Source organism: Oribacterium sp. FC2011, from assembly GCF_000701645.1.
GTDB lineage: Bacteria > Bacillota > Clostridia > Lachnospirales > Lachnospiraceae > Oribacterium.
This window is the reverse complement of record NZ_JNJM01000006.1, coordinates 64,611-86,019: the sequence shown is the minus strand read 5'-3', so window position 1 is coordinate 86,019 and position 21,409 is coordinate 64,611. Positions and strand designations below refer to the sequence as shown.

The window sequence follows — 21,409 nt, the reverse complement described above, 5'->3', positions numbered from 1 at the left end:
CGATCTAAGGAGTAATAATGTTTTTAACACCGGGATTTATTATAAATGGAATTATTTTGGGAATAGGACTTGCCATGGATGCATTTTCTGTCTCCATGGCCAATGGTCTTAAAGATCCACACATGAAGATCAATAAAATGTGCAGTATAGCAGGCTGTTTTGCTTTTTTTCAATGGTTCATGCCAATGATCGGATGGATCTGTGTTCATACAGTTGTATTATATTTTAAATCCTTTCAGGCTTTCATACCATGGATTGCTCTTATTCTTCTTTCCTACATCGGGGGAAACATGATCTATGAAAGTATCCTGGAAGGTAAAATGTCTTCTGAAGAAGAAAATACAGCTGAAGAAGATTCGATACTATCTTCAAGCACGCTTGTCATGCAGGGCATAGCCACCTCCATCGATGCTCTGTCGGTTGGCTTCACAATTTCAGAGTACCATCTCCATGAAGCTTTTGTTACATCCCTGATAATTGCTGTTACAACTTTTATCATATGTATCGCCGGTCTCAAGATAGGAAGAACAGCAGGAGCTTTCCTTAAGAGCAAAGCCGGTATCCTGGGAGGAGTGATACTTATAGGTATCGGATTAGAGATTTTCATAACTAATTTCTTTTAGTTTGTAATATAGCTGTTAAATTGATATGATAATATTGTCATAAAAAACAGAGTTTCTGACTTTTTTATTTCGTTGATCGGAGAACATTATGGCAATATCAGAAAATTTTGCAACAAATGATAAAAGAAGAGTACCCATAAAAGAAGGCACAGACAGTCTTCCTATTCTCTGTTATGAAGATAACCTTGAACAGATAGAGATACCCTGGCATTGGCAGAATGCTTTTGAAATAGGCGTAGTGATGTCCGGAGAGGCTGTAATCGGCGTGGAGGCTGAACGGTTTCCTTTAAGTAAAGGCCATGGCTATTTCATTAATGCCGGAGCATTAAACACCTGCATCCATAATCCGGATCACACGGGTGAATGCAGCATTCGTTCGATTGTATTTTCACCGACGCTTGTGGGTGATCCGAATGATGGCCTGTTCTATGATAACTATGCAGCGCCCATCATAACAAACAATGCGTTAAAGGGTTTTGCCCTTAATAAGGATGAGGCCTGGCAGAAGGAGATATTACGTCTCGCAGATAATTGCTGGACCAGCTGCCTTGAATGTGAAGAGGCCATCGAATCCGGAGTCAGAGACATTGTGTCCCAGATGATCTTTCTTCTGTCATCACACTGTGATTCCGAGACGAGAGCGGTGTCCCCTAAAGATATGAGAGACTCGGATCGCATAAAAATGATGCTTGACTATATCGATCATCATTACAAAGAGGATATTAATATTTCTGTATTATCAGAAAATGCTGAGATCAGTGAATCTGAGACCATGAGATGTTTTCACAATATGCTCGGAACCACTCCCATTCAGTACCTGAAGAACTATAGAATTAGAAAAGCCGCTGAACTTCTCAGAATTTCAGAAGAGAAAATAGTAGACATTGCGATAGACTGTGGTTTTCAGGATATGAGTTATTTTGCAAAAACCTTTAGGGAGGCAAAGGGAATAACACCTACTGACTTCAGGGATAAGTATAAAACGAAGGTTTGATCAGTCATGGAATCAAAGACAGCTGCGTATCTAACTATATATACAAATCTAAGGCAACAGATTATAAATGGTGATTTCAAGAACGGAGACAAGCTTCCTTCAAAAAGGGTGTTTGCAGAAGCTGCCGGGACCAGTGTCATAACCGTGGAGCACGCCTATGATCTCCTTCAGGATGAAGGCTACATTGAAGCAATTCAAAGGCGTGGTTATTTTGTTATCTATACTTCAGAAGATTCTTTTCCTGTCGGTGAAGAAGCGGATATAGGTATTTCCGAAGATGGCGCTGTTACAGACAAGTATGAGGAAAGCATTGAAACCTTTTCCTTTCCCGGATTTGCAAGAACAGTCAGACATGTTTTATCAGCCTACGCAGAAAGAATTCTGGAAAAGTCTCCTAATGAAGGTTCTTTGATGTTGAGAGAAAGCATTAGCCGATATATAAAAAGAAGCAGAGGGATACATGTAGACAGCGATCAGGTTATAGTCGGAGCAGGAGCCGAATATCTTTATGGGTTGATCGTTCAAATGCTGGGCAGGGATAAGCTCTATGGAGTGGAAGATCCTTCTTACGAAAAGATCAGAAGGATTTATGAAGCAAATGGAGCCGCTTATGATCTTTTGAAGCTGGGTTCAAGAGGGATACATACCAGTGAACTAAAGAGAACTTCAGCTCAGGTGCTCCATGTCACTCCCTTTGACAGCTACCCAAGCGGAGTTACAGCTGCGGCCGGAAAAAGACAGGAGTACATAGCCTGGGCAAAAAACAGAGGTGCCATCATAGTGGAAGACGACTATGCGTCGGAATTCTCAACTTCCACAAAATCCGAGGATACGCTGTTTTCCCTGGAGCCACTTCGTACAGTCATCTATATAAACACCTTTACCAAAACCATTTCACCATCTATCCGAATAGGCTACATGCTGCTCCCAAAGGAGCTTTCCTCGGAACTGAAAAGCAGAATCTCTTTTTATTCCTGCACAGTGCCAACCTTCGATCAGTATGTCCTTGCGGAATTCCTGAACAGCGGTGACTTCGAACGCCACATAAATCGCGTCAGAAGAAAGCGCAGACAGGCGAATAAAGTGATATAATATTAGAAAAAGGGAGGGAAATCATGGGATTATTTAAGAATTTAAAGGCGACGCACTTCTTCTGGACCGTAAGCAGCGAATTCATACATTTACTGACCATCGCCGGTCTCATCTGTGCAGTAGACCAGATGGTAAAAAGCGCCATCGATACAGAACCTGAGAGCAATTTTCCCCGGGAAATGCCACACACCAAGGGCTACGTTAAAATCATGCGTGCCCATAATCCGGGATTTTCAAGAGGACACCTTGGAAAATATCCGGAACTTGTAAAGACGCTTTCTGTAGCAGCCGTAGGATTCCTTGCAGGTGGTCTGCAATACCTTACAAATTATTATCCGGGAAAATATAAATTAAGAAAGCTTGGCATGGCCGTCGTGATCGGAGGCGCCCTGTCCAATGTCCTCGACCGCATCGTAAACGGCAAAGTCACAGATTATCTGAACATCAGAGTTAATGGACTAAAATCTCTGATCGTTAACATCGGCGACATCGCCATTTACGTGGGAGGAATAATTTATACAATAGCGGCTCTCTTCGGAGAAGAATAGTAATCTTTGAGCACTTAAAGGCAGGAGCCGGAGCGCATCTGTTGAGAGTCGTTGAGCCGTGTCGTGAAAAATCAAAATTCAAGTGCCATCGGGGACGGTTCTCGCCTATGAGAACCGTCTCCGATGGCACTTGTCAGTTTTCCCCTGGTTTGTTATAATATCGTTTGCTGTTTAAAAGGTCAGGGGCGTACTATGCCTTTTTGACCCCAGTAAATTTTTATAGTAAAAGGAAGATATTCCAATGAACAACAAGCTTAAAGCAGCTCTTGGTCTGCTCCTGATACTGGCTATAACAGCCGGTTTCTGTTTCCTGGGAGTGAATGGCGCAAGAGACATTAAACTCGGTCTCGATCTGAATGGCGGTGTATCCATAACCTATCAGACCGTTGAACCAAATCCAACTGCGGAACAGATGTCCGACACTATTTACAAGCTTCAGCTGAAGGCCCAGGGCTACTCAACAGAAGCTCAGGTTTATCAGGAAGGCTCGAATCGTATCAACATTGACATTCCCGGTGCAACAGATGCCAATGAAATCCTTGCTGAGCTCGGTGAGCCTGGTACACTTCAGTTTGCCGACATTCAGGGCAATGTACTTCTTACCGGTGATGATGTTAAGAATGCTTCAGCCGGAATGACAAACAACAATGGTACAAATGAGTATATCATTCAGCTCACATTTACAGATGAAGGTGCCAAGAAGTTCGCCGATGCAACAGCCAACAATGTAGGCAATCCGCTGTTTATCATTTATAACGACAATGTTATTTCAGCTCCTACAGTTCAGGAGGCAATCTCCGGAGGACAGGCTTCAATCACCGGTATTTCAGATTATGATGAAGCTACAAGGATCGCATCTACAATCCGTATCGGTGCCCTTCCTTTACAGCTTACAGAGCTCCGTTCCAATGTTATCGGTGCTACCCTCGGACAGGAAGCTATTTCAACATCCATAAAGGCAGGTATCATAGGACTTGGTCTTGTAATGCTTTTCATGATCATTTTCTATCTCCTTCCGGGATTCACAGCTTCTCTTGCCCTTATCATGTATACAGGACTTGAGCTTGTTATATTACAGGCATTTGAAGTAACCCTTACACTTCCGGGTATCGCAGGTATCATCCTTTCCATAGGTATGGCGGTTGATGCCAATGTCATCATTTTCACACGTATCAAGGAAGAGCTTGGCCTCGGAAACAGTGTTGAGAATGCCATCAAAGCAGGTTACAGCAAAGCCCTTTCAGCTATTCTTGATGGAAATATCACAACACTTATCGCAGCAGCTGTGCTTTACTTAAGAGGTTCAGGTACCGTTAAGGGCTTTGCTTCAACACTGGCCATCGGTATCGTTATCTCACTTATTACAGCACTTTTTGTAACACGAAGCCTCCTTTGGACTTTTGTACAGTTTGGAGCTACAAATCCTAAGCTTTACGGTGTACGTAAGGATATCAAGATCATTGATTTTATCAAGTTCCGTAAGAAAGCTTATACAGCTTCAGCAGTTGTTATCCTTGCAGGTTTCATATTCCTTGGTATGAACAAGGCAAGTATCGGAAATCTTTTCAACTATGATCTTGATTTCCAGGGTGGTTCTTCAACAAATGTAACCTTTAACGAGGACCTTTCACTTGAAGATGTGGATGCAAAGGTTTCTCCTATATTCAAGGAAGTAACAGGTGGCGATGCTTCAGTTCAGGCTTCAAAGGTAGCCGGTACAAACGAAGTAATCATCAAGACAAGAACTCTCACAACAGAAGAGAGGAAAGACCTTTACCAGAAGCTGGTTGACGAATTCTCTGTTGATGAATCAAAGATCACAACAGAAAACATTTCAGGTGCTGTTTCAAATGAAATGAAGGCTGATGCGGTTTGGGCATTTATCATTGCCATCATCTGCATGCTCATCTATATCTGGATCAGATTCAAGGATATCAGATTTGCTTCAGCTTCCGTTCTTGCCCTTACACATGACGTACTTGTGACCGTAGCATTCTATGCAGGTCTTAAGTGGGCAGTTGGATCAACCTTTATTGCATGTATCCTCACTATCGTTGGTTATTCCATCAATGCAACCATCGTTGTATTTGACCGTATCCGTGAGAATCTTGCAGATCCTGAAAAGAGAAAAGATAAGGCAGACTGTGTAAATACAGCTATTTCACAGACACTTACACGTTCCATCAATACTTCACTTACAACCTTTATCATGGTAATTGTGCTCTTTATATTCGGAGTTTCTTCAATCCGTGATTTCACAATGCCTCTTATGGTTGGTATCGTAGCCGGTGCATGGTCCTCAATAACAATTGCAGGTCCGCTCTGGTTTGACCTTACAAATCGTGCCATGAAGAAGCAGGCTGAGAAAGCCGCAGCAGAGAAGGCTGCAAAGCTTGAAGCAAAGGCTGCAAAGAAGAAATCAAAGCAAAATTGATCACTTAAGGCACAAGTCTTGACGGAATTGGAATATTCTTATAAATTAGAGACCGACTCATGCGAGTCGGTCTTTTTGTATATTGAGGGGTAAGGAAGTCTGCATACAGGATTATTGGCACACAATAAAGATAGATAAGCCACACCCGTTCGATATCATGTTAGTGGCGCCGGGCTGCTTTCCCGGAGTGCTTTTTTTAGAACTAAGAAATTGAGGTTCAAAAATGAAATACGAAATCATTAAAACCAGCGGCCGTGCAAAGTCGGCGCATATGGAAACCGTACATGGGTCTATAGAAACTCCGGTTTTCATGAATGTAGGTACAGTTGCGGCAATAAAGGGTGGAGTATCTACAGACGATCTTCATACCATCGGTACCCAGGTAGAACTTTCCAACACCTATCATCTTCATGTACGTACCGGAGATGACCTGATTAAAAAGTTCGGCGGTCTTCACAAGTTCATGAAATGGGATCGCCCCATACTTACAGACTCCGGTGGATTCCAGGTTTTTTCCCTTGCGGGAACCGGCAGAAAGATTAAGGAAGAGGGCGTATATTTCCAAAGTCATATAGATGGCCGAAAAATATTCATGGGTCCTGAAGAATCCATGCAGATCCAGTCAAATCTCGGATCAACCATTGCTATGGCATTTGATGAGTGCCCGCCTGCTCTTGCAGACAGAGAATACATCCTTCCATCAGTTGAAAGAACCACCAGATGGCTGGAAAGATGTAAGAAAGAAATGGCAAGACTGAATTCTCTGCCTGATACAGTGAATAAGGAGCAGCTTCTTTTCGGTATAAATCAGGGCGGTATAATCGATGACATTCGCATACAGCATGCAGATATCATCAGTAAGATGGATATGGATGGTTATGCGGTTGGAGGCCTGGCAGTCGGTGAGACTCACGAGCAGATGTATCACATCCTTGATATCGTAGTACCACATCTCCCGAAGGAAAAGCCTACATACCTTATGGGCGTAGGTACACCAGCCAATATCATTGAAGCGGTGGACAGAGGCATTGACTTCTTTGACTGTGTATATCCTTCAAGAAACGGTCGTCACGGTCATGTATATACACATAAGGGAAAGATGAATCTTTTCAATCAGAAATATGAGCTTGATGAAAGACCTATAGAGGAGGGCTGCAAATGTCCTGTCTGCGCAGGTCTTAAGAAAGAAGACGGCTCTTACACAGGCGGCTACAGCAGAGCTTACATCCGCCACCTTCTGAAGGCTAAAGAGATGCTTGGCATGCGTATGTGCGTACTTCATAATCTGTATTTCTACAATCATCTCACTGAAGAGATCCGCGGCGCCATCAGAGGTGACAACTGGACAGAGTGGAAAGAGGATGCTATCCATAAGCTCGGAACCTACGACAGAGGGGAAGAGTAATAAATGATACGGAGCCTGAGGGCATCCATTTTAAACCTAGGCGCTTCGTCGGAAAAATCTAAAATCAGACCCCTAAGATAAAGAAAGAATCCTTACGGATTCTTTTGAACCGCTCAAAGCCGCGCGGCTCCCACGATTAAAAAACAAATCGTGGGCAGATCCACTAGGCCCTCGCCAATGTCAGATATTTTCTTTATGAAAAATCTGACTTGGCGAGGGGGCTAAGGAAAATGGAACCAAGTGGTTCTAAGGGGTCTGATTTTGATTTTTCTCAACTCAGCTCAACGGTTTAAAATGAATGACCTAAGGCTCCTGATAGTACGTTTATTCCTCTTTTGAAGAGGACGCAAATTATTTTGATCTTGAACTCTGGTTGGCGAGCCAGATGTACCAAAGGCCTTCCAAAAGCAGGTTTTCGTCGAGTATCATTTTATGTCTTGTGTATTTGATGATTTTTGGGGCTATTCCTCCGGTTGCAATGATGGTTGGCGAAGAATCACCGATCTCTTCTATGAATCTGTCAATGATTCCGTCGATAGCTCCTGCTGTGCCGTAGATTATACCTGCCTTCATGGCATCATTTGTCTGTGTGCATATAAGCTTTTTTGGCGGTGTCAGGTCAATGGAAGGTAAAAGAGAGGTTTCTCTGGAAAGAGCATTCATTGATAATGTCACTCCCGGCATGAATACACCTCCTGTATATGTCCCTTCTTTATCGATGACAGTTACGGTGGTTGCTGTTCCCAGGTTAACTATAATTGCAGGAAGCTTGTATAGATTTTTGGCAGCTGAAGCAGCAGAAACCAGATCTGAGCCTATGGTTCCGGGATCATCTATCTTTAAACGTACTCCCGATTTTACTCCGGCACCAACTATCACGGCATTTTTCCCCGTCACTACTTTAAGTGCATCCGAAAGCACCTCTCTCAATGGAGGGACCACGCAGGAAATGATGACTCCGTCTATTTTTTTCTCTTTCAGGTTGGTAAGACATAATATGCGGTCAATGTCCGAAGCATATTCAAAAAGTGTTTTGTTTTGATTTGTTTCCAGTCGAACCACAGGATCCAGAACTTTTCCGTTATCCACGCAACCTATTTTTGTATGGGAATTCCCACAATCCACAGCCAGAATCATAATTCCTCCTAAGAGCTAAAGACAGCACTTGTAAAACTTAATGTCTTTGCTTTGAAACACCATTTCGGGCAGGGTCGGATATTTCTTTACCTGACAGGATAACTTATGGTGTTATAAAGTAATATACATCATTACCTGTATCATTGCAAAAAATAAAAATTATACAATAAAATGATTTTTGTAAGATTTAAAGGGCATAATATCCTTTGATTGCGTCAAAAAATTATGTTATCATGACATTAGCATTATATCGAAAAGGTTTTAATATCCTTTTTCGATGATTTTGAACGTAAACATTAACCGAAGCTGCATCTGTATAGCAGCTTTGAATCGAGGATATAATGGCAGCATTACTTTATGAGTCCATAAACAGTCAGGAGGAAAAGCTTGACGTTGGTCTGGATTGGCATGACGAACCGGAAATAATATATTTTAAAAACGGGCATTATAAGCTTATGCTCAACCTGAAGGAGTATGACATCACTGATGAATGCTTCTGCATCGTGAATTCAGGGGTTATCCGTAAGCTTGAATCACTTGATGAAAAGGGCGTGGAATATTCGATCCGTATAAAGCTTGAGGACCTATGCTTTAAAAATGACAGTGACCCTGTTAATCAGGCTCTTATATATCCGCTTCTAAAGGGCAGCATCAGGTTCAATGAATTCATTACCGTATCCGATTTTGGTTTTCTTCAGGTGCTTAGATCCTTTAATGATATGGTGAGAAGGTATCGTGAGTTCGGAAAAAAGAGCAATACCAACAGTGTGAGTGTACGTAAATATGAGCTTGATTCTGTGGCAGATCAGCTTATGATAAAGGCAGATCTTTTGCATGTGATAGCCCTTATTTATTCTTTCGGTATGATAGAAGACAAAGAAGTTACCGATACCGAAAAGCAGGTTAAGGCCATTAAGGATTCAATCATATTCATAAGAGAACACTATAAAGAGAAGCTATATATACGTAATTTATCGGAGCTTACGGGACTTAACGAACAGTACTTTATAAGATTTTTTGGAAGTGTTACAGGAGTTTCACCTCTTGATTATATCAACAGATATCGTGTTGAGCAGGCAGCCAGACTTCTCAAAGACACAGATACTCATGTCTATGAGATTGCCGAAGAGTGCGGCTTCCATAATATCGGTAATTTTATAAAGATATTCCGATCCGTAACCGGAGAAACACCGCATAAATTCCGTAAACGGTTTGGCAAGGAGGATTGACCATAACATGACATTTTATTACCCGGCTAAATTATATAAAAAACCGGAAGGAGGATATCGCGTAGAATATTTTGATCTCGACCAGTGCTTCGGCGACGGAGCCACAGAAGATGAAGCCCTTGCAGATGCCAGAGCCAATGCCATCGACTGGATCCAGCTCGAGCTCGCCGACACCAACGACCTCCCGGAAGTCACACACAAAGACGATGTAAACCTTACTCCCGAAGAACGATTCGTTGAGATGATGATCATCATGCCACGTGAGGGTTGGGATGAGTGAGGAGTTTTTCATCAGAAAAACTCCGAGCGATATGGCCAGAGCGAAGCTCTGGTCCCGAAGGGATCAGAACCGGTTTTCCTTAAACCGGTTCTGACCTGGCGGAGCGCAGCGGGTACGGCCAACTAAATTACCCTTGCCATACCCTATTCCTTATGTTATATTATCTCAGAACTTGGAAACCACTTTTGGGAGGAATTATGACAACTCTTCTTAAGACCCAAAATATAGATAGAAAAGGCCCACAGGTCCTCGATATTTATATTTTTGATTTTCCGGTTCTTTTATTTATTTTCAAGAAGTTCATAGATTTGTTTCACAGAAGTACCGTTTATGACATGAACGGTTTGTTTAATATTCCAGACTCGACAAATGTTATTTCATTTGTTTGAGGCTGGTATTTTTTTACCTTAAAAACCATATTTCTATGAACATGATAAAAGTCAGGAGATGCAAATGAAGGATGTTGAGTTCAAAATACTGACCAATGAAGCTCTTACTGCGGACATCTTTAAGATGACATTGGACGGTGACACAAGTGATATCACGAGGCCCGGACAATTTGTAGACATTAAAATACCGGGACGTTTTCTCAGAAGACCTATATCGGTATGCGACTGGTCGGAAAACAGACTTACCCTGATCTATAAAGTTGTGGGTGAAGGAACCGAAGATATGAGCTACATGGAACCGGGAGACTACATTAATGTCCTCACGGGTCTGGGAAACGGTTATGACCTCCGGAAGATTCCAAAGAATCCTGTTATAGCAGGCGGCGGAGTCGGAGTTCCGCCAATGTACGCTCTGGCTAAATGCCTTAAACAGATGGGCATCACCCCCTATGTGGCTCTAGGCTTCAACACAAAGTCCGATGTCTTCTACGAGGCTGAGTTCAAGGCATTGGGCGTACCTGTAAATATAGCAACAGTAGACGGCAGTTATGGCGCCAAGGGCTTCGTCACAGACATCATCGGAGACCATGACTATGCGCTTTGCTGCGGACCTGAGCCAATGCTGAAGGCAGTTTACAGCGTGGTTAAGGACGGACAGTTCAGCTTTGAGTCCAGGATGGGCTGCGGCTTCGGAGCCTGCATGGGCTGCAGTAAAAAGACAAAGAACGGATATAAACGTGTCTGCAAGGATGGACCGATATTCATGATGGAGGAGATTGCATGGTAGATTTAACGACGGAACTTTCCGGAATCAAACTCAGTAACCCCGTGATCCCGGCATCCGGAACCTTCGGGTTCGGAAAAGAGTATTGGGATCTTTACGACCTTGACATATTGGGATCCATTTCCTTCAAGGGCACAACAGTTGACGAACGATACGGCAACGAGCTCCCCCGTATAGCCGAGTGCTACCAGGGCATGATCAACTCCGTAGGGCTTCAGAATCCGGGCATGGAGGAAGTCATCAAGTATGAAATCCCCGAGCTTGCGAAGCATTTCCATAAACCCCTCATAGCCAACATTTCCGGCTTCAGCGTTCCTGAATACGTAAAGCTTGCAGAGGCCATGAGCGAGGTGCCTGAGGTAGGTATCCTTGAGGTTAATGTATCCTGCCCCAATGTTCACGGCGGAGGAATGGCCTTCGGAACCAGCAGTGATAATGTTGCGGAAGTCACAAGAGAAGTTAAAAAGGTATCAAAAAAGCCCGTCTACATTAAGCTTAGTCCCAATGTTACGGATATTGTTTCCATCGCAAAAGCGGCAGAGGATGCGGGAGCAGACGGACTTGCACTTATCAATACGCTTCTTGGAATGAGAATAGATATCAAACGCCGTGAGCCGGTGATACACAACAAGATGGGAGGATTCTCGGGACCGGCTATCTTCCCTGTGGCAGTAAGAATGGTTTACCAGGTAAGTAAGGCCGTAAACATTCCCGTTATCGGAATGGGAGGCGTTTCAAACGCAAAGGATGTTGTTGAAATGATGATGGCCGGAGCCAGTGCGGTAGAAGTTGGTGCCGCAAATCTGGTGGATCCCTTTGCATGTCAGAAGATCATCGAGGAGCTTCCGGAGCTACTGGAGGAACTGAAGATAGAGAAATTAAGTGACATCATCGGATGCGTGGAATAGAAAAGGAGAAAAAATGGGAAAAGATGTGATCATCGCGCTGGATTTTCCAAGTGCAGAAAAGACTTATGAGTTTCTTGATAAATTCACAGGAAGAAAGCCCTTTGTAAAAATCGGAATGGAGCTTTTTTACGCAGAGGGACCAAGTATAGTAAAGGAAATCAAAAACAGAGGCCACAAGATCTTCCTGGATCTGAAGCTTCACGACATTCCAAATACAGTAAAGGGCGGCATGCAGTCACTTCGCGACCTTGGCGTAGATATGACCAATGTTCATGCAAGCGGAGGCATCAAAATGATGCAGGCTGCGGTTGAAGGACTTACCAGAGAGGATGGCACAAGACCTCTTCTCATTGCTGTTACACAGCTTACATCAACCTCCCAGGAGACCATGACAAACGAGCTTCTCATAGATCAGCCCATAAAGGATGTGGTTGTAAAGTATGCCGAAAATGCAAAAGCCGCAGGACTGGACGGTGTAGTATGTTCACCTCTTGAAGCAGGAAGCATTCACGAAACATTAGGCGACAGCTTCATGACAGTAACTCCGGGCATCAGATTTGCAGGAGACGCAGTGGGTGACCAGTCAAGAGTTACTACACCTGCGAAGGCAAAGGAGATTGGTTCCGATTATATCGTAGTTGGAAGATCCATTACCGCAGCGGCTGATCCCGTTGAAGCATACGAGAGAGCAATGAAGGATTTCGTCGGCTGAAACATCAAAGACACTCATCTGGCAGTGAGAATTGTCAGAAGTTCATAAAGGAGAGAATAACATGGCAACTAAAGAAGAAATCGCAAAGGGACTTTTATCCATCAAGGCAGTATTTTTAAAGCCGGATGATCCGTTTACCTGGGCATCAGGAATTAAATCCCCGATCTACTGTGACAACAGACTGGTACTCAGCTACCCTGAGGTACGTACACTCATAGAGCACGCCATCGCAGACAAGGTAAAAGAGCTCTATCCAGAGGCCGAAGCCCTTGAGGGAACAAGCACCGCCGGAATCGCACATGCTGCCATCGCCGCAGACATCCTCGGACTTCCCATGGGCTATGTAAGAGGCTCCGCAAAAGACCACGGCCGCAAGAATCAGATCGAAGGCCGTCTCGAAAAAGGAGAAAAAGTAGTCGTTATCGAAGATCTCATTTCCACCGGCGGCTCTGTACTTGACTGCGTAAATCCCCTTCGTGAAGCAGGTGCCGACGTCCTCGGAATCATCTCCATTTTCACCTACGGCATGCAGAAAGGCATCGACCGCCTCAAAGAAGCAAACATCGAAAACACCTCCCTCTGCGACCTCGACACCCTCGTTAAAGTTGCAGTCCAGGAGAATTATATAAAGCCTGAAGATGAAGCGCGACTCTTAAAGTTCCGCGATAACCCCTCAGACGAATCATGGAGATATTAAATTTTTAAGAAATGTAGGGAAATACAAGGGATGGGTGCCTAGGCTTGCGAGTTGAAAGAACAGACTGCTTGGAATGTACGTACACGACACACGTAAGTGTGATCGGGTGCGAACATTCCAAGCAGGATGTACTTTCAATCTCGTGGGCCGGCGCACATGCCTTGTATTTCCCGGCCGGTATACCAACACTTGTCAGAAGGAGATAAAATCATGCAACCAACCCCCAGAAGCATTATAAACATTCTGGACCTCACCGTTGAGGAAATCGATCATCTCATGGACCTTGCCGATGATATCGAGAAGAATCCGGAAAAATATCAGGACAAATGCGCCCACAAGCAGTTAGCAACACTCTTTTACGAGCCATCCACCAGAACCCGACTGAGCTTTGAGTCTGCTATGCTGGCTCTTGGCGGACAGATCCTCGGTTTTGCGGGAGCTTCAAGCTCCAGCGCCGCAAAAGGCGAGTCCGTAGCCGACACAATCTCCGTAATGTCAAACTATGTAGACATTATGGTAATGCGTCACCCCAAGGAGGGTGCTCCGGTGGTTGCCTCCATGCATACCACAGTGCCCTTCATAAATGCCGGTGACGGTGGACATTTCCATCCGACACAGACTCTTGCGGATGTACTTACCATCAGAAGAACCAGAGGCTCCCTCAGCGGCATTACCCTGGGACTCTGCGGTGACCTAAAGTTCGGCCGTACCGTACACTCACTTATCGATGCAATGCTCCGCTATCCAAACAACAAGTACATCCTCATCTCACCGGAAGAGCTTAGAATTCCTGAGTATGAGCTTGATAAACTGAAGGAAGCGGGCGTGGAGTTTGAGGAAACCACCTCACTTGAGGATGCCATACCTAAGCTTGACATACTTTACATGACTCGAGTTCAGAAGGAGCGTTTCTTTAACGAAGAGGATTACCTCCGTTTGAAGGATATATACATTCTGACCCCGGAAAAGCTCAAGAACGCAAAGCCTGACATGGCTATACTTCATCCGCTCCCAAGAGTAAACGAGATTTCAGTGGCTGTGGACAAAGATGAAAGAGCTAAATATTTCTACCAGACCTTATGCGGAAAGCAGATGCGTATGGCTCTGATTTTATTCCTTTTAGGTCTTGATAAGTAAGGAGGCACAGGATGACAGTAGATGGAATTGAAAATGGAATAGTACTTGACCACATTGAAGCCGGAAAGGCAATGCTCGTATACAAATACCTTCATCTTGACAAGCTGGATTCACAGGTGGCTCTCATACAAAACTGCTCCTCCCGTAAAATGGGCAAAAAGGATATCGTGAAAATCTCAGAGGATTTGGACATTGACCTGGATGTACTTGGATATATCGATCCGGGTATAACCGTAAACTACATTAAGAACGGAATAAGGGTAGACAAGAAGACACTTCAGCTTCCCGAAACCCTTACAAATGTTCTAAAGTGCAAGAACCCGAGATGCATCATCTCCGTCGAGCAGGAGCTTCCCCAGGTCTTCAAGATCGTTGACCGCACAAAGGCGCTTTACAGATGTATGTATTGCGATACCATTGTAAGAAGTGAAGAACTGAATTGAATAATTCAAAAATGCTAAAACTCGGCTTTTTTGCCGGGTTTTTTTGAATTTGTTTTGTAGTCGGATTTTATGCAAGTTATAATATGATTCATAAGCTTGATTTCTATATGCCGGAACAGAATCCGGAATGACAATGATGAAATAATCAGGAGAAACTTATGATAAAAGCAGTGGCCTTTGACATTGATAACACAATTTATGATTACAGCGGATGTGAAAAAACCGCACTTACGGAGCTTTGCAGTTTTGCATGTGACAAGTATTCATTAAGCCCTGAAGAATTTAAACAGAGGTTTGATGCAGCAAGAGCTGCCGTAAAAAAATCCTTAGGTGAAAATGTTGCGGCCTCACATAACAGAATTCTATATATGCAGAAATTCCTGGAGGATATGGGACTGAATCCCGCAAAAGGGGCTCTTGAGCTTTATGATGTTTACTGGAACTCCATACTTGATAATATGGAGCTTTTTCCATACGTTCTTCCTCTTATGAAATATCTGAAAGATCATGATATCAGAATCGGCATGCTGACAGATCTCACTGCCCATATACAGCACAGAAAGATAGCACGTTTAGGACTTGAAGATTATATAGAAGTACTGGTGACCAGTGAGGAAGCCGGGGCTGAAAAGCCTTCACGGTCAGCTTATGATCTTCTTGTGAGTAAGTTCGATGTAGACAGGAAAGACATTCTCATGATAGGCGACAGCCTGAAGAAGGATGTGGAAGGGGCCTTAAATGCAGGACTCAGGGCTCTTCATTACAAAAAGGAATACTCTGATTCCATGGATAAAATGGTGATAGAAATTATAGAAGATGAGTAGTTTCTTTCTCAATCATAAACCCGGAATTTGAAAATAGAATAAGCTTTTACCGTAAAAGGGGTACCGCTGAACTGCGGTACCCCTTTTATATGCTCACATCATTTCTATATAACCGCAATATTGTGCTACAATAAGAGCGTTCCTGTTTTACAGCCTTCAGAAAGAGGTTTTATGTCAAATAACAAAAAATACAAAGGCCTCGTTGCCTTTGATCTGGATCATACATTACTGGATCACAATACCTGGAAGATCACACCTTCCACACTGGAAAGCATTGAGAAGCTCAAGAACAATGATTATCTCGTGATCATCGCCTCGGGCCGTGACATGAAGAACAACATGTCCATCGGATATCTCAGGGAAGTCGACCCTGATGCCCTGGTACATATGAACGGCACCATGGTTGAGGTAAAGGATGATGTTCTCATGGATCGAGTTATGGATAAGGACCTACTCAAGAGGCTTCTCACCTATTGTGACCATGAGAACTTCCCAATAGGATGCAGAATAAACGAAATGGATTACTTCATAAATCACGAAGAGGTTCTGTGGTTCGACAAAAATTACTACGGCATATATCAGGGAAGAAACTTTCGGGATCCCTGGGAGCTTCTGAAACTTCCCGTAAGGTCTCTCGCTTTCTATGGAAGCAGAGAAAAAAGCTTTGTCCTTCAGGATGCATTCCCCGAGCTTAGTGTCATGCTCTTCTCGAAGAATTTCGGCGCCGATGTTGTGGAAGCCGAATACAGTAAAGCCAGAGGCATTGACCGCTTATGCGAGCACTTCGGTATCGATAAAAAAGACACCTTTGCCTTTGGAGACAGCTTGAACGACATCGAGATGCTCAAAATGGTAAATGTCGGTGTTGCCATGGGCAATGCCCAGGATGAGGCAAAGGCCGTTGCGGATTACATCACGGACAGAATTGATGAAGACGGTATAAGGAATGCTTTGGTTCATTTTGGTTTGATATAAAAAAGAACATCAAGTCAAAAATACCGATTGTCGAAGGCATAATCGTTTACCTTCGTAATTGAATCATAAATATCCATCAGCAGGAGTGAATAATATCTCCTGCTAATTCTATGGAACCAATAAACAGAACGGAGAGTTATATGAACGAACAGTTAAAAAATCTAAGAGCTGAAATGGAAAAGTCAGGCGTGGACGTATATCTGATCCCTACCGATGACTTTCATCAAAGTGAATATGTAGGAGACCACTTCCGTGCCATCCACTACCTCTCAGGCTTCACAGGTGAAGGAAATATGGTGGTAACAAAGGACAGCGCTGCCTTATTCACTGACGGAAGATATTTCATACAGGCAGAGAAGGAAATGGAAGGCAGAGACATTAACCTCATGAAGATGGGTCAGCCCGGAGTTCCCACTCTTGATGATTATCTCCTTGAGAAAACCCCCGAGGGTGGTGTACTAGGCTTTGACGGAAGATGCGTGGATTTCAAACACGGTGATTCACTTAAGAAAAAGCTTTTCGCAAAAAATGCTTCCCTCTCCACAGGAGCTGATCTGGTGGGTAATGTCTGGGTCGGAAGACCTGCACTTGCCGCATCAAAGGTATGGATACTTGAAGAAAAATTCACAGGAAAAAGTGCAGATGAAAAGCTCGAGGATCTGAGAACTTTTATGAAGGAGCATAATGCAGATGTTCATATCATCACAAGTCTCGATGACATTGCATGGCTCCTTAACCTGAGAGCTGATGATATCCCCTGCAATCCGGTATTCCTTTCTTACATTATCGTTTATATGGACAATGCTGTCCTTTATGCAAACAAAGCTGACTTTGATGATACTGTAATCAGATATCTTTCAGAGATCAATGTGAGTCTCAAGGACTATGACAGCTTCTATGAGGATGTAAAGACTCTCAGAGACATGACCGTTCTTCTCGAGAAAGGAAAAACCAATTTCGAGACCATTTCGGATCTTCACGACAGCATGAAGATCGCAGAGGAAATGCTTCCTACCTCAAAATGGAAGGCCTGCAAAAATCCGACTGAAATTGAGAATATGAAAAAGGCCCACATCAAGGATGGCGTGGCTATCACAAAGTACCTTTACTTTATGAAGCATGCCTTTGATGAGTCCGGTGCTCTTACAGAGGAGACTCGTGAGATTCTCGGATCCGACGAACTCAATGAGTGGAACAGCGCACTGGTGCTTGAAAACTTCCGTAGAGAGCAGGAGGGCTATATCGAGCCAAGCTTCACCACCATTTCTGCCTATGGTCCCAATGCTGCCCTCCCTCATTATGCGCCAACCGAAACAAGCTTTTCTAAGGTTGAACCAAAGGGACTTTATCTCGTTGATTCCGGCGGACAGTACTATGAAGGAACCACCGATATTACGAGAACCATAGCCATGGGTCCTTTGACGGATGAGGAACGGAAGCATTATACCATGGTACTTGTGGCTCACTTGAGACTCGGGGATGTGAAATTCCTTGAGGGTTCTTCAGGAATAACCCTGGACCTTGCCGCAAGAGAGGTATTCTGGAAGGAAGGTCTCAACTATAACCATGGGACAGGTCATGGCGTAGGCTTCTGTCTCAACGTTCATGAAAGACCCAACGCCATCCGCTATCGCAAGGCTCCCGGAAGAATGGAGGATGTGGCGCTTTCAGAAGGAAACATCACTTCCGATGAACCGGGACTTTACATCGAGGGAAGTCACGGAATAAGAACAGAAAATCTTACCCTGGTAGAAAAATGGAAAACCACTGAGTTCGGCAACTTCTTTAAGTTCAGTTTTATCACCATGGCGCCATATGACCTTGAAGCCATAGATTTTTCCATGATGGAAAAGCATGATATTGAGCTGCTTAATGACTACCACAGAACAGTATATGAAAAGCTTTCGCCTTATTTCGAAGGCAAAGAGCTTAAGTGGCTTAAAGAAGCGACCAGAGAAATCTGAAATAAATGGGTCTGCCCGGTTGTCATAAAATATGACTGACATGATACCCGACTCATTGACCATGGAGCTTCTCTGAATGATGATTTTTAAATATATGTAGGTATTAATGCTGGTGAGTATAACTATGGATTTGTGAGGAAATAAAACAATATGGAAAAAGAATCATTATACTATCAGATTCCTTATGTGAAGGAGTTTGATGCAAAGGTTTTGTCCTGCGTAAAAAGTGAAGATAAATATCTGGTTGAACTGGACGCCCATGGTTTCTATCCTGAAGGCGGAGGTCAGCCTGCAGATAAAGGCGCCATAGGAGATGCAGTTCTGTCGGATGTTCAGGAAGTTACACTAAAGGATCCGTCCACCGGCGAAAAGCTCACAGATGACCGGGGAAACATTAAGGTGAAAATACTTCACACCGTTGACAGACCCCTGACAGAAGGTGAGACCTTTCACTGCGTCATCGACTGGGAAAACCGTATGAGAAATTCCCGTAATCACAGCGGTGAGCACATCGTTTCAGGCCTCGTTCATAAACATTTCGGCTACAACAATGTGGGTTTCCATATGAGTGATGTCATGACCATCGATTTCGACGGTACCCTCACCTTTGAGCAGCTGATGGAGATCGAGAAGGAGGCTAATGCAGTTGTCCTTTCAAATGTACCTGTAAATACCCTCTGGCCAATACCGGAAGAACTTGAGAAGACAGATTTCCGTTCCAAAAAGGAGCTTAAAGGAGACGTACGACTTGTGGATCTGGGAGGAGCAGATCTTTGTGCCTGCTGTGGCACCCACGTCATGACCACCGGTGAAATAGGAGCCATAAAGATTCTGTCTGTACTTGGTCATAAGGGAGGAGTTCGTGTAGAACTTTTCTGCGGAAATGATGCATTATCAGACTATAGAAAAAAGCATGAACAGCTTCTTCAGCTTTCACATATGCTTTCAGTATCTATAGATGAACTGGTGGAAGGCGTACAGCTTGTTTTGGATCAGAGCCGTCAGAAAGATTGGCGAATCGGAGCCATCAATCAGAGATACTACGAAATGAAAGCAGAAACCCTGAAGGATTTTGACGGTGTTCTCACAGATATAGAAGAAGGCATGAATAATGTCGAGCTCCGGAAATGCTGTGACCATTTCATGAAGCACACAGCCTCCAAAGTTGTAGGTGTCTTCGGAAGAAAAGACGATTCCATAGACGCTCAGGATGATAACTGCCAGTGGAATTACGTCATAGGTTCAGCAAACGTAGATGTCAGAAGCAAAGCCAAGGATTTCAATGTACTCACAAACGGCCGCGGCGGCGGACAAAAAGAAATGATCCAGGGCAGCGCCACCTGTTCTGAATCTATCCTTCATAAATCGATGGAAGAATTGTTTTCTTGATAATTCGGTCAAGAATAAACAGGCAGGAGCCAGAGGTCATCCATTTAAACCCGTAAAGCTGAGTCGTGAGAAATCAAAATCTGACCCCTTAGAACCACTTGGTCCCATTTTCCTTAGCACCCTCGCCAAGTCAGATTTTTCATAAAGAAAATATCTGACATTGGCGAGGGCCTAGTGGTTCTTAGGGGTCAGATTTTAGATTTCTCCGACGAAGCGCCTCGGGTTTAAATGGATGACCTCTGGCTCCGTACCAATTATTCCCGCCGGTAATACACACTTCACAAATTTTTCATATATCTGCAACGCTCTCACTCTATTGCGATGCGATTTCAGTGTGTTATAATATCTCCGTATTTTGTAACGTATTGTTATAGTTTCACTCAATAGGAGATAATTATGATCAGAATAGGTTTACTTGGATACGGAAATCTTTCACGCGGAATTGAAAGCGCAATAAAGCGCAATGAGGATGAAGAGCTTGTGGCAGTTTTTACAAGACGTGACCCATCCACTGTAAAAATCAATACACCCGGTGTTAAGGTAGACACCGTTGACAATGTTTTAAATTATAAAGATGAGATCGATGTACTCATGATCTGCGGAGGTTCAGCAACCGATCTTCCTAAGCAGACACCGGAATATGCAAAGTATTTCAATGTCATCGACAGCTTTGATACACACCCGAAGGTTCCTCAGCATTTTGCTGCAGTTGATGAAGCTGCTAAAAAGGCAGGAAAGCTTGCTATGATTTCCTGCGGATGGGATCCGGGAATGTTCTCGATCGCAAGAATCTATGCAGAGTCCATACTTCCTGAAGGTAAGCATTATACTTTCTGGGGCAAGGGCGTTTCCCAGGGACACAGTGATGCAGCACGCCGCGTAGAAGGTGTTAAGGATGCAAGATCCTACACACTTCCTGTAGAAGATGCCATGAATGCTGTAAGAAACGGAGAGCATCCTACATTCACAGCGAGACAGATGCATAAGAGAGAAGTATTTGTAGTTCTTGAAGAGGGTGCAGATAAGGCAAAGGTAGAAGAGACAATTAAGACCATGCCGGATTACTATGCGGATTATGACGTTACCATCCACTTCATCTCAGAGGATGAAATGAAGAAAAATCATGCAGAGCTTCCTCACGGCGGATTTGTTATGAGATCAGGTGTGACAGGTGATGAGGGTCAGCACCACGAGTTCATCGAGTACAGTTTGAAGCTTGATTCAAACCCTGAGTTCACAGGTTCTGTACTTGCAGCTTATGCAAGAGCTGTTGACCGTATGGCAAAGAAGGGTGAGACAGGCTGTATCACAGTATTTGATGTTGCTCCTGCTTATCTCAATCCAAAGACACCTGAAGAGCAGAGACATACCTTGCTCTGATGGGTTTTAGTGTGAAAAATATTTTTCGTCACTAATTGTGCCACCGGTTAAAAGCGGTGGAATGG

20 protein-coding genes are annotated in these 21,409 nt (G+C 43.7%); 19 read left to right on the top strand and 1 reads right to left on the bottom strand.

The annotated features are described in order from the left end of the window. Positions 1 to 17: 17 nt before the first annotated feature. The 6 genes from T357_RS0106380 to tgt all read left to right on the top strand — a co-directional run bounded on the left by T357_RS0106380 (position 18) and on the right by tgt (position 7,096). On the top strand, positions 18 to 623 hold the full coding sequence (locus T357_RS0106380) for a manganese efflux pump MntP (RefSeq protein ID WP_031549883.1): 606 nt from the start codon (positions 18 to 20) through the stop codon (positions 621 to 623). A gap of 88 nt (positions 624 to 711) precedes the next feature. Continuing rightward, complete coding sequence (locus T357_RS0106375; RefSeq protein WP_031549878.1) at positions 712 to 1,617, top strand: AraC family transcriptional regulator; 906 nt, start codon at positions 712 to 714, stop codon at positions 1,615 to 1,617. Positions 1,618 to 1,623: 6 nt separating this feature from the next. Beyond that, positions 1,624 to 2,709, top strand: a complete 1,086-nt coding sequence (pdxR, locus tag T357_RS0106370) for a MocR-like pyridoxine biosynthesis transcription factor PdxR (RefSeq protein ID WP_031549876.1) — start codon at positions 1,624 to 1,626, stop codon at positions 2,707 to 2,709. A gap of 23 nt (positions 2,710 to 2,732) precedes the next feature. Beyond that, positions 2,733 to 3,257 (top strand): signal peptidase II, encoded by a 525-nt coding sequence (locus T357_RS0106365; protein ID WP_044916320.1) that lies wholly within the window; start codon positions 2,733 to 2,735, stop codon positions 3,255 to 3,257. 241 nt (positions 3,258 to 3,498) lie between these two features. After that, positions 3,499 to 5,691, top strand: a complete 2,193-nt coding sequence (locus T357_RS0106360) for a protein translocase subunit SecDF (protein WP_031549873.1) — start codon at positions 3,499 to 3,501, stop codon at positions 5,689 to 5,691. 223 nt (positions 5,692 to 5,914) lie between these two features. After that, positions 5,915 to 7,096, top strand: a complete 1,182-nt coding sequence (tgt, locus tag T357_RS0106355) for a tRNA guanosine(34) transglycosylase Tgt (RefSeq protein ID WP_031549866.1) — start codon at positions 5,915 to 5,917, stop codon at positions 7,094 to 7,096. A gap of 351 nt (positions 7,097 to 7,447) precedes the next feature. Here tgt and T357_RS0106350 read toward each other — a convergent pair whose 3' ends face one another. After that, a complete protein-coding gene (locus tag T357_RS0106350) occupies positions 7,448 to 8,233 on the bottom strand; it encodes a type III pantothenate kinase (RefSeq protein WP_031549864.1) in 786 nt (261 codons plus the stop codon). A 341-nt stretch (positions 8,234 to 8,574) separates the two neighbouring features. On the opposite strand from T357_RS0106350, the gene T357_RS0106345 reads away from it, so the two are divergent. The 13 genes from T357_RS0106345 (at position 8,575) to T357_RS0106280 (ending at position 21,344) form a co-directional block, all read left to right on the top strand. Continuing rightward, complete coding sequence (locus T357_RS0106345) at positions 8,575 to 9,462, top strand: helix-turn-helix transcriptional regulator (RefSeq protein ID WP_031549862.1); 888 nt, start codon at positions 8,575 to 8,577, stop codon at positions 9,460 to 9,462. A 7-nt stretch (positions 9,463 to 9,469) separates the two neighbouring features. Further along, entirely contained in the window at positions 9,470 to 9,742 is a 273-nt protein-coding gene (locus T357_RS0106340; RefSeq protein ID WP_029200835.1) for a type II toxin-antitoxin system HicB family antitoxin, read from the top strand. A 453-nt stretch (positions 9,743 to 10,195) separates the two neighbouring features. Further along, the gene (locus tag T357_RS0106330) at positions 10,196 to 10,918 is read left to right on the top strand and encodes a dihydroorotate dehydrogenase electron transfer subunit (protein WP_031549858.1); all 723 of its coding nucleotides are present in this window, start codon (positions 10,196 to 10,198) and stop codon (positions 10,916 to 10,918) included. Next, positions 10,912 to 11,823 carry a dihydroorotate dehydrogenase gene (locus T357_RS0106325; protein WP_031549856.1) on the top strand — a complete coding sequence of 304 codons (912 nt, stop codon included), beginning with the start codon at positions 10,912 to 10,914 and terminating at the stop codon, positions 11,821 to 11,823. The genes T357_RS0106330 and T357_RS0106325 overlap by 7 nt, the downstream gene beginning before the upstream one ends. Positions 11,824 to 11,836: 13 nt before the next feature. Further along, positions 11,837 to 12,535, top strand: coding sequence for an orotidine-5'-phosphate decarboxylase (gene pyrF, locus T357_RS0106320; protein WP_031549854.1), 699 nt, complete (start codon positions 11,837 to 11,839; stop codon positions 12,533 to 12,535). Positions 12,536 to 12,596: 61 nt separating this feature from the next. Further along, a complete protein-coding gene (gene pyrE / locus T357_RS0106315) occupies positions 12,597 to 13,232 on the top strand; it encodes an orotate phosphoribosyltransferase (protein WP_031549852.1) in 636 nt (211 codons plus the stop codon). A gap of 210 nt (positions 13,233 to 13,442) precedes the next feature. Next, complete coding sequence (gene pyrB, locus T357_RS0106310) at positions 13,443 to 14,369, top strand: aspartate carbamoyltransferase (protein ID WP_031549850.1); 927 nt, start codon at positions 13,443 to 13,445, stop codon at positions 14,367 to 14,369. An 11-nt stretch (positions 14,370 to 14,380) separates the two neighbouring features. After that, positions 14,381 to 14,812, top strand: coding sequence for an aspartate carbamoyltransferase regulatory subunit (locus T357_RS0106305; protein ID WP_031549847.1), 432 nt, complete (start codon positions 14,381 to 14,383; stop codon positions 14,810 to 14,812). Between the two features lie 158 nt (positions 14,813 to 14,970). Beyond that, entirely contained in the window at positions 14,971 to 15,636 is a 666-nt protein-coding gene (locus T357_RS0106300; protein ID WP_031549846.1) for an HAD family hydrolase, read from the top strand. A gap of 171 nt (positions 15,637 to 15,807) precedes the next feature. Next, a complete protein-coding gene (locus tag T357_RS0106295; RefSeq protein WP_031549843.1) occupies positions 15,808 to 16,611 on the top strand; it encodes a Cof-type HAD-IIB family hydrolase in 804 nt (267 codons plus the stop codon). 140 nt (positions 16,612 to 16,751) lie between these two features. Next, a complete protein-coding gene (locus tag T357_RS0106290; RefSeq protein WP_031549842.1) occupies positions 16,752 to 18,575 on the top strand; it encodes an aminopeptidase P family protein in 1,824 nt (607 codons plus the stop codon). Between the two features lie 150 nt (positions 18,576 to 18,725). Continuing rightward, on the top strand, positions 18,726 to 19,964 hold the full coding sequence (locus T357_RS0106285; protein ID WP_031549840.1) for an alanyl-tRNA editing protein: 1,239 nt from the start codon (positions 18,726 to 18,728) through the stop codon (positions 19,962 to 19,964). 393 nt (positions 19,965 to 20,357) lie between these two features. Further along, entirely contained in the window at positions 20,358 to 21,344 is a 987-nt protein-coding gene (locus tag T357_RS0106280) for a diaminopimelate dehydrogenase (RefSeq protein ID WP_031549838.1), read from the top strand. Positions 21,345 to 21,409 lie beyond the last annotated feature (65 nt).

Coding starts and splice junctions, on each gene's coding strand:
- T357_RS0106380 (WP_031549883.1), top strand. CDS start 18: ATGTTTTTAACACCGGGATTTATTATAAATGGAATTATTTTGGGAATA.
- T357_RS0106375 (WP_031549878.1), top strand. CDS start 712: ATGGCAATATCAGAAAATTTTGCAACAAATGATAAAAGAAGAGTACCC.
- pdxR (WP_031549876.1), top strand. CDS start 1,624: ATGGAATCAAAGACAGCTGCGTATCTAACTATATATACAAATCTAAGG.
- T357_RS0106365 (WP_044916320.1), top strand. CDS start 2,733: ATGGGATTATTTAAGAATTTAAAGGCGACGCACTTCTTCTGGACCGTA.
- T357_RS0106360 (WP_031549873.1), top strand. CDS start 3,499: ATGAACAACAAGCTTAAAGCAGCTCTTGGTCTGCTCCTGATACTGGCT.
- tgt (WP_031549866.1), top strand. CDS start 5,915: ATGAAATACGAAATCATTAAAACCAGCGGCCGTGCAAAGTCGGCGCAT.
- T357_RS0106350 (WP_031549864.1), bottom strand. CDS start 8,233: ATGATTCTGGCTGTGGATTGTGGGAATTCCCATACAAAAATAGGTTGC.
- T357_RS0106345 (WP_031549862.1), top strand. CDS start 8,575: ATGGCAGCATTACTTTATGAGTCCATAAACAGTCAGGAGGAAAAGCTT.
- T357_RS0106340 (WP_029200835.1), top strand. CDS start 9,470: ATGACATTTTATTACCCGGCTAAATTATATAAAAAACCGGAAGGAGGA.
- T357_RS0106330 (WP_031549858.1), top strand. CDS start 10,196: ATGAAGGATGTTGAGTTCAAAATACTGACCAATGAAGCTCTTACTGCG.
- T357_RS0106325 (WP_031549856.1), top strand. CDS start 10,912: ATGGTAGATTTAACGACGGAACTTTCCGGAATCAAACTCAGTAACCCC.
- pyrF (WP_031549854.1), top strand. CDS start 11,837: ATGGGAAAAGATGTGATCATCGCGCTGGATTTTCCAAGTGCAGAAAAG.
- pyrE (WP_031549852.1), top strand. CDS start 12,597: ATGGCAACTAAAGAAGAAATCGCAAAGGGACTTTTATCCATCAAGGCA.
- pyrB (WP_031549850.1), top strand. CDS start 13,443: ATGCAACCAACCCCCAGAAGCATTATAAACATTCTGGACCTCACCGTT.
- T357_RS0106305 (WP_031549847.1), top strand. CDS start 14,381: ATGACAGTAGATGGAATTGAAAATGGAATAGTACTTGACCACATTGAA.
- T357_RS0106300 (WP_031549846.1), top strand. CDS start 14,971: ATGATAAAAGCAGTGGCCTTTGACATTGATAACACAATTTATGATTAC.
- T357_RS0106295 (WP_031549843.1), top strand. CDS start 15,808: ATGTCAAATAACAAAAAATACAAAGGCCTCGTTGCCTTTGATCTGGAT.
- T357_RS0106290 (WP_031549842.1), top strand. CDS start 16,752: ATGAACGAACAGTTAAAAAATCTAAGAGCTGAAATGGAAAAGTCAGGC.
- T357_RS0106285 (WP_031549840.1), top strand. CDS start 18,726: ATGGAAAAAGAATCATTATACTATCAGATTCCTTATGTGAAGGAGTTT.